The organism is Pseudomonas sp. GW821-FHT01D09 (assembly GCF_059422465.1).
In genome coordinates this window covers 1-13,503 of record NZ_JBWKWY010000001.1, presented here as the reverse complement: position 1 = coordinate 13,503, position 13,503 = coordinate 1, and the positions used below count along the sequence as shown (strand labels likewise).

At 61.5% G+C, this 13,503-nt stretch carries 15 protein-coding genes; 9 read left to right on the top strand and 6 right to left on the bottom strand.

The window, feature by feature from the left end; all coding sequences use genetic code 11:
* Nucleotides 1-29 precede the first annotated feature (29 nt).
* The 6 genes from tusD to AC07W7_RS00050 all read left to right on the top strand — a co-directional run bounded on the left by tusD (nucleotide 30) and on the right by AC07W7_RS00050 (nucleotide 3,480).
* Entirely contained in the window at nucleotides 30-422 is a 393-nt protein-coding gene (tusD, locus tag AC07W7_RS00075; protein ID WP_076963833.1) for a sulfurtransferase complex subunit TusD, read from the top strand.
* Nucleotides 423-773, top strand: a complete 351-nt coding sequence (gene tusC, locus AC07W7_RS00070; RefSeq protein ID WP_099169370.1) for a sulfurtransferase complex subunit TusC — start codon at nucleotides 423-425, stop codon at nucleotides 771-773.
* Nucleotides 773-1,066, top strand: coding sequence for a sulfurtransferase complex subunit TusB (tusB, locus tag AC07W7_RS00065; RefSeq protein WP_495038359.1), 294 nt, complete (start codon nucleotides 773-775; stop codon nucleotides 1,064-1,066). Before tusC ends, tusB begins: the two co-directional genes overlap by 1 nt.
* Nucleotides 1,063-1,398, top strand: a complete 336-nt coding sequence (locus AC07W7_RS00060; protein ID WP_076963830.1) for a TusE/DsrC/DsvC family sulfur relay protein — start codon at nucleotides 1,063-1,065, stop codon at nucleotides 1,396-1,398. The genes tusB and AC07W7_RS00060 overlap by 4 nt, the downstream gene beginning before the upstream one ends.
* Nucleotides 1,395-2,396, top strand: a complete 1,002-nt coding sequence (locus AC07W7_RS00055) for a glycosyl transferase family protein (protein WP_076963829.1) — start codon at nucleotides 1,395-1,397, stop codon at nucleotides 2,394-2,396. Before AC07W7_RS00060 ends, AC07W7_RS00055 begins: the two co-directional genes overlap by 4 nt.
* Nucleotides 2,397-2,484: 88 nt before the next feature.
* Nucleotides 2,485-3,480: a glutathione S-transferase family protein gene (locus AC07W7_RS00050; protein WP_495038358.1), complete on the top strand. Its 996-nt coding sequence runs from the start codon at nucleotides 2,485-2,487 to the stop codon at nucleotides 3,478-3,480.
* Nucleotides 3,481-3,564: 84 nt separating this feature from the next.
* Here AC07W7_RS00050 and cysG read toward each other — a convergent pair whose 3' ends face one another.
* The 6 genes from cysG to AC07W7_RS00020 are packed head-to-tail and all read right to left on the bottom strand — an operon-like array spanning nucleotide 3,565 to nucleotide 11,053.
* Complete coding sequence (gene cysG / locus AC07W7_RS00045) at nucleotides 3,565-4,959, bottom strand: siroheme synthase CysG (RefSeq protein WP_495038357.1); 1,395 nt, start codon at nucleotides 4,957-4,959, stop codon at nucleotides 3,565-3,567.
* Nucleotides 4,960-6,240: a serine--tRNA ligase gene (serS, locus tag AC07W7_RS00040; protein ID WP_076963826.1), complete on the bottom strand. Its 1,281-nt coding sequence runs from the start codon at nucleotides 6,238-6,240 to the stop codon at nucleotides 4,960-4,962.
* A 16-nt stretch (nucleotides 6,241-6,256) separates the two neighbouring features.
* Entirely contained in the window at nucleotides 6,257-6,631 is a 375-nt protein-coding gene (crcB, locus tag AC07W7_RS00035) for a fluoride efflux transporter CrcB (RefSeq protein ID WP_076963825.1), read from the bottom strand.
* A complete protein-coding gene (locus AC07W7_RS00030; protein WP_099169374.1) occupies nucleotides 6,628-7,953 on the bottom strand; it encodes a replication-associated recombination protein A in 1,326 nt (441 codons plus the stop codon). The genes crcB and AC07W7_RS00030 overlap by 4 nt, the downstream gene beginning before the upstream one ends.
* Before the next feature lie 10 nt (nucleotides 7,954-7,963).
* Nucleotides 7,964-8,587, bottom strand: coding sequence for an outer membrane lipoprotein periplasmic chaperone LolA (gene lolA, locus AC07W7_RS00025; RefSeq protein ID WP_029293564.1), 624 nt, complete (start codon nucleotides 8,585-8,587; stop codon nucleotides 7,964-7,966).
* Between the two features lie 57 nt (nucleotides 8,588-8,644).
* Entirely contained in the window at nucleotides 8,645-11,053 is a 2,409-nt protein-coding gene (locus AC07W7_RS00020; protein WP_029293562.1) for a DNA translocase FtsK, read from the bottom strand.
* 520 nt (nucleotides 11,054-11,573) lie between these two features.
* Here AC07W7_RS00020 and aat point away from each other — a divergent pair.
* The 3 genes from aat to infA all read left to right on the top strand — a co-directional run bounded on the left by aat (nucleotide 11,574) and on the right by infA (nucleotide 13,336).
* Nucleotides 11,574-12,254, top strand: coding sequence for a leucyl/phenylalanyl-tRNA--protein transferase (aat, locus tag AC07W7_RS00015; protein ID WP_495038356.1), 681 nt, complete (start codon nucleotides 11,574-11,576; stop codon nucleotides 12,252-12,254).
* Between the two features lie 55 nt (nucleotides 12,255-12,309).
* Entirely contained in the window at nucleotides 12,310-13,017 is a 708-nt protein-coding gene (locus AC07W7_RS00010) for an arginyltransferase (RefSeq protein ID WP_099169375.1), read from the top strand.
* A gap of 100 nt (nucleotides 13,018-13,117) precedes the next feature.
* Nucleotides 13,118-13,336 (top strand): translation initiation factor IF-1, encoded by a 219-nt coding sequence (gene infA / locus AC07W7_RS00005; RefSeq protein ID WP_002553999.1) that lies wholly within the window; start codon nucleotides 13,118-13,120, stop codon nucleotides 13,334-13,336.
* Nucleotides 13,337-13,503 lie beyond the last annotated feature (167 nt).

The window sequence follows — 13,503 nt, the reverse complement described above, 5'->3', positions numbered from 1 at the left end:
TTGGCCAAGGTTTGCCGACAGAGTGTTCCATGAAGTTCGCGATTGCGCTTTTTTCCGCCGCCCATGCGCCCTCCTCGCGCCGCGCCCTGCAGTTTGCCCAGGCGGCGCTGGCCGGCGGGCATGAGATTGTGCGGCTGTTTTTCTATCAGGATGGCGTCTACAGCGCCGCCAACTCGGTGGTCACGCCCCAGGATGAGCCGGATATCGCCCAACAATGGCGCGCCTTCGTCAGCGAGCATCAGCTTGATGGCGTGGTCTGTATCGCGGCGGCGTTACGGCGCGGGGTGCTGAATGCCGAGGAAGCCGTGCGCTACCAGCGCAGTGCGGTGAATCTGGATGCGCCGTGGGCGCTGTCGGGCCTTGGGCAATTGCACGATGCCATCCAGGACGCCGACCGCCTGATCTGCTTTGGAGGGCCATAAATGTCCAGATCCTTGTTGGTAATCAGCCGTCAGGCGCCGTGGTCCGGGCCCAGTGCGCGGGAAGCGCTGGATGTGGTGCTGGCCGGTGGCGCATTCGACTTGCCGATTGGGCTGCTGTTTCTCGATGACGGGGTATTTCAACTGGCCACTGCGCAGGATGCCAAGGCCGTGCAGCAAAAGGACCTGACGGCCAACCTGCAGGCACTCTCGCTGTTTGGCATCGATGATGTGTTCGCCTGCAGCCACAGCCTGGCCGAGCGCGGGTTGACCGCCCCTGATAGTGCGCAGCCACTGAGCAGCGCCCAGATTTCCCAGATGATTGACCGTTACGATCAGGTGATGACCCTCTGATGTCGACCTTGCATATGTTGTCCCACTCCCCTTTTACCGACAGCCGCCTGGGCAGTTGCCTACGCCTGTGTGGCGCGCAGGATGCGATCCTGTTGTGCGGCGATGCAACCTATGCCCTGCAAGCCGGCAGCGCCCCCTTCCAGGCCTTGCACGCCAAGGCCCTGAATGTCTTCGTGCTAGCTGAGGATGCCCAGGCCCGTGGCCTGGCGTTGCCGGAGTGGGCTCAAAGTGTCGACTACCCAGGTTTTGTGCAGTTGTCGATCGAACACGACAAGGTCAACACCTGGCTATGAACACCCTGACCGTAGGCGCGCGCACCCTTGAGCTGGACAAGGACGGCTACCTGGTTGACCTGAATGCCTGGTCGACCGAGGTGGCCGACGCCCTGGCCAGCGCCGAAGCGCTGGAACTGACCGACGAACACTGGGAAATCCTTGAGTTGCTCAGGGGTTTTTACCAGGAATTCCAGTTGTCCCCGGCCACCCGCCCGCTGATCAAATACACCGCCCTGAAGCTGGGCCCGGAAAAGGGCAACAGCCTGCACCTCAACCGACTGTTCAAAGGCACTCCCGCCAAACTTGCCGCCAAGCTGGCGGGCCTGCCCAGGCCGACAAACTGCTTATGACCGACTTTGCCCCGCTGACCACCGAAACTCCCGCCGAACACCCCTTTGCGCCGTTTGTACGGATCCTCGGCAAAGGCAAGCGCGGCGCCCGCAGCCTGACGCGCGAAGAAGCCCGGGAAGCCATGGGCATGCTGCTCGACGACAAGGTCGAGGACTCCCAGCTCGGCGCGTTCCTGATGCTGCTGCGCCATAAGGAAGAAAGCCCGGAGGAACTCGCCGGTTTCACCGAGGCCCTGCGCGCGCGCCTCAACCCGCCCTCATTGCAAGTCGATGTCGATTGGCCGACCTATGCCGGGAAAAAACGCCACCTGCCGTGGTACCTGCTGGCCGCCAAGTGCCTGGCGCAGAACGGCGTGCGGATTTTCATGCACGGCGGCGGCGCGCACACGGCCGGTCGGTTGTACACCGAACAATTGCTGGGCGAGCTGCAGATCCCACTGTGCCGTAACTGGCAGCAGGTCGAGACCGCCCTGGCGCAAGGCAACCTGGCATTTATGCCACTGGGTGACTGGGCCCCGCAGTTGCAACGCATGATTGACCTGCGCAACATCCTCGGCCTGCGCTCGCCGATCCATTCCCTGGCGCGCATCCTCAACCCGCTGGGTGCACGTTGCGGCCTGCAAAGCATCTTCCACCCCGGCTACCAGGGGGTACACCGCGATGCCAGTGGCTTGCTGGGTGACAACACCCTTGTGATCAAGGGCGATGGCGGCGAGATCGAGATCAATCCCGACACCACCAGCCACTTGTACGGCACTACCGGCGGCGCAAGCTGGGATGAGGAGTGGCCGGCCCTCTCCGCCCAGCGCCACGTCAAGCCGGCCAGCCTCGACCCTGAGCATTTGAAGGCTCTGTGGCGCGGTACGGTGCAAGACAGCTACCCGCAACTGGCGCTGATCGCCACCATGGCCCTGGCCCTGCGCGGCCTGGGGCATCCACGGGAACAGGCCTTCGCCCTGGCCCAACAGTATTGGGACGCGCGGGATAAATCGATTTAATCGATCATTAACCCCGAGCCTTTGCGCTATTTCTTCGGACCCAGACGATTAAACTGCATGCCAACGCTTAATCGCCAAGGAGTCAGTCATGGGTTTGTTGATTGAAGGACGCTGGCATGACCAGTGGTACGAAAGTAGCGCAGATGGCACCTTCCAACGGGAGCAGGCGCAACGCCGCAACTGGGTCACGGCCGATGGCCAACCTGGCCCGAGTGGTGATGGCGGCTTCAAGGCCGAAGCCGGCCGCTACCACTTGTATGTCTCCCTCGCCTGCCCGTGGGCGCATCGGACCCTGATCCTGCGCAAGCTCAAGGGCCTGGAAAGCCTGATCGACGTGTCGGTGGTCAGTTGGTTGATGCTGGAAAATGGCTGGACCTTCGACAAGGCCCATGGCGCTACTGGTGACAAACTCGACGACTTTACCTACATGCACCAGCGCTATACCGCCGACACCGCCAACTACACCGGGCGCGTTACGGTGCCGGTGCTGTGGGACAAGAAGCTGAACCGCATCGTCAGCAATGAATCGGCGGAGATCATCCGCATGTTCAACAGCGCGTTCAACGGGCTGACCGGCAACACCCTGGACTTCTACCCTGAGGCGCTGCGCCCGACCATCGACGCGCTGAACGGGCGGATCTATCCCGCCGTGAACAATGGCGTGTATCGCGCAGGTTTTGCCACTTCACAGCAGGCGTACGACAGTGCCTTTGATGAGGTGTTTGCCGAACTGGATCACCTGGAACAGCACCTAAGCGAGCATCGCTACCTGGCGGGCGAATACCTGACCGAAGCCGATGTACGTTTGTTCACTACCCTGATCCGGTTTGACGCGGTGTATTACAGCCACTTCAAATGCAACCTACGGCGGATTGCGGACTATCCGAATCTGTCGAATTGGCTACGAGAGCTGTATCAATGGCCGGGCGTGGCCGAGACTGTGGATTTTGCCCATATCAAGGGGCATTACTATGCCAGCCACCGCACGATCAATCCGACAGGGATTGTGCCGAAGGGGCCGTTTCAGGCGTTTGCCAGCGAACATGATCGAGACAGACTGAGCGGTAAAGGGATCTGGCGCTGATTCAAGTCTTGCGTTGAATGCACTGGCCCCATCGCGGGCAAGCCCGGCTCCCACAGTTGACCTGCGTGTAGCCGGGCGAACAGGTTAGACCTGGGACTGGGCGCCCTCGAACCACTTCAGCTTCTCACGCAACACCACCACTTCTCCTACGATCACCAGCGTCGGCGCATGCACTTCATGCTCCGCCACCAGGCGCGGCAGGTCAGCCAGGGTGCCGGTAAACACGCGCTGGTTGGATGTAGTGCCCTGCTGGATCAGCGCAGCCGGAGTGTCCGCCGCACGACCATGGCGGATCAATTGTTCGCAGATAATCGGTAAGCCGATCAAGCCCATGTAGAACACCAGGGTCTGCGACGGTCCCACCAGGTCATTCCAGGGCAGATCCGAGGTGCCGTCTTTCAGGTGCCCGGTGATAAAGCGTACTGATTGCGCATAATCGCGATGGGTCAGGGGGATGCCAGCGTAAGCCGCACAACCACTGGCCGCAGTAATCCCCGGCACCACCTGGAACGGGATGCCATGGGCCGCCAGTTCCTCGATTTCTTCGCCGCCACGCCCAAAAATAAACGGGTCACCGCCCTTGAGGCGCAGCACCCGCTTGCCCTGCCTGGCCAGGTTCACCAGTTGCTGGTTGATCTGCTCTTGCGGTACCGCGTGATCGGCGCGGCGCTTGCCGACATACACGCGCTCGGCATCGCGCCGGCACAGTTCAAGAATCGCTGGCGCCACCAAGCGGTCATACAGCACCACATCGGCTTGCTGCATCAAACGCAGGGCGCGGAAAGTCAGGAGGTCCGGGTCACCGGGGCCTGCGCCCACCAGATACACTTCACCCGGCGCGTGGGGCGGCTTGCCGTTGACTTTCGCCACCAGCAAACGCTCGGCTTCATCGCCCTGCCCGGCCAGTTGCCGATCGGCAATCGGCCCCTGGAAAACCTCTTCCCAGAAGGCCCGGCGTTGCTGCACATCAGGATACAAACCTTTGACCTGCGCCCGAAAGCGCGCGGCCAGGCCGGCCAATTGCCCGTAAGTGGAAGGAATCCAGGTTTCCAGCTTGGCGCGGATCAAGCGTGCCAGCACCGGCGCATCGCCGCCACTGGACACCGCAATCACCAAGGGCGAGCGGTCGACAATCGCCGGGAAGATCACGCTGCACAAGGCCGGCGCGTCCACCACATTGACCGGCACACACCGGCGCCGGGCCTCGCTGGATACTTGCGCATTCAGCGGCTCGTCGTCGGTTGCCGCGATGACCAGGGTGCAGCCATCAAGGTCTGCCGCCTGGTAACCACGCACAATCAGTTCACCGCCACTGCCCTGCACCAGTTCACGCAACGGGTCTTCAATCAGGGGAGCAACTACCCGCAACAACGCGCCGGCATCGGCCAGCAGCCGGGATTTGCGCAAGGCAATCTCCCCGCCACCGACGACCAACACACGGCTACCGCGCAGGTTATGGAACAGTGGCAGAAATTCCATTTAGCCGATGACCTCAACGCCCGCCATGTACGGCTTGAGCACTTCAGGTACGCGGATCGAACCGTCGGCCTGCTGGTAGTTTTCCAGCACCGCGACCAGGGTACGGCCTACGGCCAGGCCCGAGCCGTTGAGGGTGTGGACCAATTCCGGCTTGCCGGTTTCCGGGTTGCGGAAACGCGCCTGCATGCGCCGGGCCTGGAAATCACCGCAGTTGGAGCACGAGGAGATCTCGCGGTATTTGTCCTGGCTCGGCACCCACACTTCCAGGTCATAGGTCTTCACCGCGCTGAACCCCATGTCGCCGGTGCACAGCGCCAATACGCGGTACGGCAGCTCCAGCAGTTGCAGGACGCGCTCGGCGTTGGCCGTCAGGCCTTCCAGGGCCTCCATGGAGGTCGAGGGCTCGACCACCTGCACCATCTCGACCTTGTCGAACTGGTGCTGGCGGATCATGCCACGGGTGTCACGGCCTGAGGCACCGGCCTCACTGCGAAAGCACGGGCTGTGGGCGACAAACTTGATCGGCAACTGCTTGGCGTCGAGGATCTCGCCGGCCACGATGTTGGTCAGCGACACTTCGGCGGTCGGGATCAGGTACAGATCGGCTTCGCCATCGCGGCTGATCTTGAACAGGTCTTCCTCGAACTTCGGCAGCTGGCTGGTGCCCATCAGCGCCGGGGCCTGCACCAGGTACGGGGTGTAAGCCTCTTCGTAACCGTGCTCGCCGGTGTGCAGGTTGAGCATGAACTGCGCCAGGGCACGGTGCATGCGCGCGATCGGGCCGCGCAGCAAGGCAAAGCGCGCGCCGGACATTTTGGCGGCGGTTTCAAAATCCAGGCCGCCGGTCAATTCGCCCAGGGCGACGTGGTCCTTGATCTCGAAATCAAAGGTTTTTGGCGTGCCCCAGCGGCGCACTTCGACGTTGCCGTCTTCATCTTCACCGACCGGCACCGACTCGTGCGGCAGGTTGGGAATGCCCAGCAGGATCGAATCCAGCTCGGACTGAATCTTGTCCAGCTCGACTTTACCGTCGGACAGCTCGCTGCCCATGCGCTCGACGTCCGCCATCAACGGCGCGATGTCTTCGCCACGCTGCTTGGCCTGACCGATGGATTTGGAGCGCGCATTGCGTTCAGCCTGCAGTGCTTCGGTGCGGGTCTGGACGGTCTTGCGCTGTTCTTCCAGCGCTTCGATGCGCGCAACATCCAAGGCAAAGCCACGGGATGCCAGGCGGTCCGCTACGTCCTGAAGGTTGCTACGTAACAGTTTGGAATCGAGCATGTCGGTCTCTCGTTTATCAAAGTTTGGTCAAGGACAGGCCGGCCCAGGTGGCAAGCAGCCCGCCGAATACACTGATGGCCGCATAGCCTATTGCCAGCGGCACTTGCCCACTTTCCAGCAGGCGCACGGTATCCAGTGAAAAGGATGAAAAGGTGGTCAGGCCGCCAAGGAAGCCCACCATCAACCCGGCGCGCACTTCAACAGGCACCTCCGGGCGTAACAGAAACAGGCCGTATAACACGCCGATCAGCAGGCAGCCCACGATATTAACGGCCAGCGTCGCGGTATAGAAGTGTTTCGGCCAATTGGCGCTGATCCAATTGCCAGTGACAAAGCGCAATAACGTACCGGCTACACCGCCAACGGAGACTGCGGCCACCAAGGCAATCATGGTTTTCTCCGCTGTTTGGGGCTCAAGCGGTCAAGTTGCGCCAGGTGATTGAGCTTTTCCCCGATCTTCAGCTCCAGGCCACGGGGCACCGGCTGGTAGAACGGCTGTGGCGCAAGGTCGTCGGGAAAGTAGTCTTCACCGGCGGCATAGGCATCCGGCTCATCATGGGCATAGCGGTATTCGTCGCCATAACCCAGTTGTTTCATCAGCTTGGTCGGTGCATTGCGCAGGTGCAGCGGGACCTCTAGCGAGCCGTGCTCGGCCGCCGCCCGCAAGGCCGACTTGAAGCCCATGTACACCGCATTGCTTTTCGGTGCGCAAGCCAGGTAGGTGATGGCCTGCGCCACCGCCAACTCGCCTTCCGGGCTGCCCAGGCGCTCCTGGACTTCCCAGGCCGCCAGGCACAGGCTCAGGGCCCGCGGGTCGGCATTGCCGATGTCTTCGCTGGCCATGCGCACCACGCGCCGGGCCAGGTACAGCGGGTCGCAGCCGCCATCGATCATGCGCGCAAACCAATACAGCGCGCCGTCCGGGTTGGAGCCGCGCACGGATTTGTGCAGTGCGGAAATCTGGTCGTAGAAGGCCTCGCCGCCCTTGTCGAAGCGCCGCCGGGTATCGCCCAGCAGGCTTTGCAGCAGGTCGACGCCAATCTCGCTATTGTCTTCGGCCAGGTCCGAGGCGTTTTCCAGCAGGTTGAGAAACCGCCGGCCATCGCCGTCAGCCGCTGCCAGCAAAATCTTGAAACCCTCGTCCCCCAGGCTCAAGTGGCGCTTGCCCAGGCCCTTGTCTTCGCTCAGCGCCCGCTGCAGCAGCTTCTGCATCGCCGCTTCGTCGAGACTCTTGAGCACATACACCCGCGCCCGCGAGAGCAAGGCGTTGTTCAGTTCAAACGAGGGGTTTTCCGTGGTGGCGCCAATAAAAATCAGCGTGCCGTCTTCCACATAAGGCAGGAACGCATCCTGCTGCGACTTGTTGAAGCGATGCACTTCGTCCACAAACAGGATGGTGCGCCGGCCGTACTGCCCGGCCTGTTGCTTGGCGACTTCCACCGCCTGGCGGATTTCCTTGACCCCGGCCAATACCGCCGAGACCGTTTCAAAGTGTGCATCCGAGACTTTCGCCAGCAGCCGCGCCAGGGTGGTCTTGCCCACGCCCGGCGGCCCCCAGAAGATCATCGAGTGCAGGGCTCCCTGCTCCAGGGCTTCGCGCAGGGGCTTGCCGCGAGCCAGCAAGTGCTCCTGCCCGACATACTCATCCAGGTTGGTCGAGCGCAGGCGCGCGGCCAAAGGCTGGGCAATCGGGTCACTGCGAAACAGGTCCATGGGCTGCGTTTTACTCCTGGATCACATCGGCACCCTTGGGGATGTCGAACTTGAACGTGGAGGCCGGAACCGGCTCATTGGCCTTGACCCCGGTGAACAGGATATTGGTGCGCTGGCCGACACTGTCAACCAGTTGCATATCATTGATCACGCCGTTGCGAAACGACAGGCGCAGGCTGTCGAACAGCGTGTCCTTGGACTTGGGCTTGAGGGTGAAGTCGATCACGTTGCTTTGTTGCTTGGACGTGATCTCGAAACTCTCGCTGATCTGCGACACATCACCTGACAGCAGCAAGGCCGGGGTCTGGCTCAGGCGCGGGTCGAGGGTCTTGATGGTCGCCTGCTCCAGGTCCGGGTCCCACAGCGTGACTTTCTTGCCATCGGAAACGATGGTCTGCTCGTTGGGCGCGTCGGTTTTCCAGAAGAACAGGCCTGGACGCTGCACGGCCATTTCACCGGCCGTTTCCTGCAACTGCGTGCCGCCACCGTCCAGGGTCAACTGGGAAAAGCGCGCAGTCAGGGTCTTGGATTTGTCCAGCAGGTTGGTCAGGCTCGCGACAGATGCCTGGTCGGCGTGGGCCGAAAACGCGGTCAGGGCCAATGCCGGCAACAACAGCATGCGGATAAGACGCATGGGAGTCCTCATAGAATGATGTGAAAGGCGCGCCGCGTGCTACCACGCGGCGCGAGGTCAGTCGCGCATCGGCCCGGGCGCGATCACTTCGCGCGAGCCGTTGGTGTTCATGGCCGTGACGACGCCGGCCATTTCCATGGATTCGATCATACGCGCGGCGCGGTTGTAGCCGATCTTCAGTTTACGCTGCACCGCCGAGATCGAGGCGCGACGGCTTTCCAGCACGAACGCCACCGCTTCGTCGTACAGCGCGTCGGTCTCGGCATCATCGTCGCCGCCACCGCTGCCACCGTCGAAGCCGCTGCCGGCCTCCTCGACACCCGCCAGGATATCGTCGTTGTATTCCGGCGCGCCGCGCAGTTTCCACGCCTCGACCACACGGTGCACTTCGTCATCGGAAACGAAGGCGCCATGAACGCGGATCGGCAGGCTGGTGCCGGGCGGCATATAGAGCATGTCACCATGACCCAGCAGTTGCTCGGCGCCACCCTGGTCGATGATGGTCCGCGAGTCGATCTTGCTCGATACCTGGAACGCCATGCGGGTCGGGATGTTGGCCTTGATCAGGCCGGTGATCACGTCCACCGACGGCCGCTGGGTCGCGAGGATCAAGTGGATCCCCGCAGCACGGGCCTTTTGTGCGATACGGGCGATCAGCTCTTCGACCTTCTTGCCGACGATCATCATCATATCGGCGAATTCGTCGACCACCACGACAATGGTCGGCAGCTTGGTCAGCAGCGGCGCTTCATCGTGAATGCTTTCGCGCTTGTACAGCGGGTCGGTCAAGGGCGTGCCGGCGTCCTGGGCTTCCTTGACCTTGGCATTGAAGCCGGACAGGTTACGCACGCCCATCTTCGCCATCAGCTTGTAGCGCCGCTCCATCTCGGCCACGCTCCAGCGCAGGGCGTTGGCAGCGTCCTTCATGTCGGTCACCACCGGGCACAGCAGGTGCGGGATACCTTCGTAGATCGACAGTTCGAGCATCTTCGGGTCGATCATGATCAGCTTGGCGTCTTCCGGGCCGGACTTGAACAGGATCGACAGGATCATTGCGTTCACCCCCACCGACTTACCGGAACCGGTGGTACCGGCAACCAGCAGGTGGGGCATTTTCGCCAGGTCCGTGATTACCGGCTTGCCGCCGATATCGTGCCCCAGGGCCAGGGTAACCGGCGACTTGAAGTTGTCGTATTCCGGGGTCGACAGCACTTCGGAGAAGCGCACGATCTGCCGGTCTTCGTTGGGAATCTCGATGCCCACGGTGGTCTTGCCGGGGATCACTTCCACCACACGCACGCTGGTCACGGCCAGGGAACGCGCCAGGTCCTTGGCCAGGTTGGCAATACGGCTGACCTTGACCCCAGCGGCCGGCTGGATTTCGTAACGGGTAATCACCGGGCCAGGGTGGATCGAGTCCACCGACACCTCGACGCCAAACTCCTTGAGTTTGATTTCCAGCAGATGGCCGACGGCCGCCAGGGATTCCGGGGAATAGTTGAGCTGTTTCTTTTCGGCCGGGTCGAGGATCGAGATCGGCGGCAAGGTGCCTTCGACGGCGCTGTCGATAAACAGCGGCGCCTGTTTTTCCTTCTGCACCCGATGGCTGGGCTCGGGCGCCTTGACCGGCGCGGGAGCGATAACCGGCGGCACTTGCTTCTCGCGGTCGGACATGTGCTTGGTCAGGGCCTGCTCGCGTTCGATCAGGCGTTCCTTGACCTTGGCCTGCTCACGGCGGTCCGGCGTACTCGGGGCCACCACTTCATTGACCCGAGTGTCGACTTCACGCAACTGCGCCACCATGCGCTTGCGGTCCACACGGGCGGCCCACCAGCGGTTGGCGGCGCCCTGGAACAGCTCGAACAGGTCGAGGGTGATCTTGCCGGTCACATCCATGACCTTGAACCACGACAAGTCGGTAAATACCGTCAGGCCAAACAGGAACAGGGCAATGAACATCAGCGTGCTGCCCTGGATATTCAGGGTCTTGCGGGCCAGGTCACCGAGGCTTTCGCCCAGGGCACCCCCCGCACCCGCCGGCAGGCCGGTCGGGGCATGGAAGTGGATATGCGCCAGCGCCGCGCCCGACAACACCAGGAACACCAGGCCGATCAGGCGCCAGGAAAACAGCCAACCGCTCCACTGCCATGGCTCATGGCGCTGGCGGAAGATCTGCCAGGTCTTGATCGCCAGCAACAACGGGAAGATATAGGCGAAATAGCCGAGGATCATGAACAGGATATCGGCGCTGTAGGAACCCACAGGCCCGCCGAAGTTCTGCACATCGTCGATCTTGCTGTTATGGCTCCAGCCCGGGTCATCCTTGCCATAGGTCAACAAGGCCATCATCAGGAACAGGCATAAAGCACCGATGGCAATCAGCGCGCCTTCCTTGAGCCGATAGTGCAAGTGCTGGCGCCAGGCCGGTACCACTGCTGTTTTGGGTGCTGCGGCGGATTTCTTCAAAACGGGTCTTTTCCTGCGCCTTAAGCGCGTCCAACAGTTGAATGACGATAAAAATACTGCCCAATCCGGGCAGATGAAAAGTGAACGAGCGTCGTCAAGCGTCCTTTAACACTCCGAGACTGAATCATGAACGGGCGTTAACGCCAGCCCACAAGGACATCGTGTCGCCATTGTACGGGTTTGTGTGCCCGTTGCCACGCTGCCGGCCTCGCTCAGGAAACCTAGGCAAGCGCATTGGCCATACGCCTCAATTTGAGCATGCATTGTCTTTACTGACAAAGGCTTATGAGCTGTTTTTAGCAGACTGGACAAGCTTTGCCCCGCATTCCCGCCCAACGGATGGCGAGATGACGCGATTACGACCGCATCACCGCTGTAGAGTTGCAGAAACACCCGCTCATGCATCAGGGTACGGATTACGTGATCGGGCTGGCCGAGTGGCGCCGGGTCGACAATAATCACTGCCTACGCGGCGGGCTCCGGCCTGTCACCGCCCTCCCCTTCCGTAAGCCCGACTACCATGCTCACCTGGTTGCAACGCAACACCCTGACGTTTCCACCGCTGGCCAAGGCCATGCGTGAACCCAACGGCCTGCTGGCAGCCGGCGGCGACCTGTCCGCCGACCGCCTGGTCCAGGCCTATCGCCATGGCTGCTTCCCCTGGTTCTCGGAGGGCCAGCCGATCCTGTGGTGGTCGCCAGACCCGCGCACGGTGCTGTTCCCCGCCGAACTGCACGTGTCCCGCAGCCTCGCCAAGCTGCTGCGCCAGCAACGCTATGAGGTGACCTTCGACCAGGACTTCGCCTCCGTCATCCAGGCCTGCGCTGCCCCTCGCAGCTATGCAGACGGCACCTGGATCACCAAGGCCATGCAAAACGCCTACCTGCAACTGCACCAGCGGGGTTATGCCCATTCCGTCGAGGTATGGGACCAGGGCGAACTGGTCGGCGGCCTGTATGGCCTGGCCATGGGCCGGCTGTTTTTTGGCGAATCGATGTTCAGCCGCGCAGACAATGCCTCGAAATACGGCTTCGCCACCCTCGTCAGACAATTGCAGGCCTGGGGCTTTGTGCTGATTGACTGCCAGATGCCCACCGACCACCTGCACAGCCTCGGCGCCCGCGCCATCCCCCGCAGCGACTTTGCCGGCTACCTGAGCGACCACCTTGATCAAGCCAGCAGCGGGCCATGGGTTTCTTAGGCGACATGCGCACACCTGGCTTACACTTATTTCAACGCTTATCCGAGGGTTGATCATGACCGAGTTGGCGCGCTTGAAGTTTTATGCCACTCAACCCCACTCTTGCAGCTACCTGCCCGAAGAACAGGCCACTACGCTGTTCCTCGACCCCAGCCAGCCGATGGACGTGCATGTGTATGCCGATCTGTCAGAGATGGGCTTTCGGCGCAGCGGCGACCACCTGTACCGGCCGCACTGCCAAAACTGCAACGCCTGTGTGCCGGCGCGTATCCCCGTGGGGCAATTCTTGGCGGACCGTAATCAAAAACGCATCCTCAAGCGTAATGCCGACCTGACCGTGACCCCCGCCAAGCCCGGCTTCAGCGAAGAGTACTTCGATCTCTACCAGCGCTACATTGAACAACGCCACGCCGACGGCGACATGTTCCCCCCCAGCCGCGACCAGTTTTCCACGTTTTTGGTGCGTGACCTGCCATTCTCGCGCTTCTACGAGTTCCGCCTAGAAGGCAAACTGCTAGCGGTCGCGGTCACGGACCTGCTGCCCAATGGCTTGTCGGCGGTCTACACCTTTTACGAGCCCGCCGAAGAACGCCGCAGCCTCGGGCGCTTTGCCATTTTGTGGCAGATCGGTGAAGCCTCCCGGCAAAAACTGGACGCGGTGTACCTTGGATACTGGATCAAAAACTGCAAAAAGATGAACTACAAGACCCAATATCGGCCCATTGAGCTGCTGATTAATCAAAGATGGGTCACGCTTAACTAGAACCCCTTGGCTTGAACACCCTTTTTCGGGCACAATGCACGCCGCTTTTGCCTGGCGCAGTTGCACCGGGCCATTCACTGGATACCGAGGGCTTTACTGCATGTCGAAAGAAGACAGCTTCGAAATGGAAGGCACTGTCGTCGACACCCTGCCCAACACCATGTTTCGCGTGGAGTTGGAAAATGGGCACGTCGTAACCGCGCATATCTCCGGCAAGATGCGCAAGAACTACATTCGTATTCTTACCGGTGACAAAGTGCGCGTCGAGCTGACGCCCTATGACTTGAGCAAAGGGCGCATCACTTACCGCGCTCGCTAAACAAGTCAATACAAGACGCCCGGTTATGCCGGGCGTTTTTGTGTGTGTGGGATTTAACCAGCACCGCAGAATGAGTGTGGGAGCTGGCTTGCCTGCGATAGCGGAGTGTCAGCCAACAGGCCTGTGACTGACACCCGTCTCTTCTCCCCACCTTACACTGCCGAAGA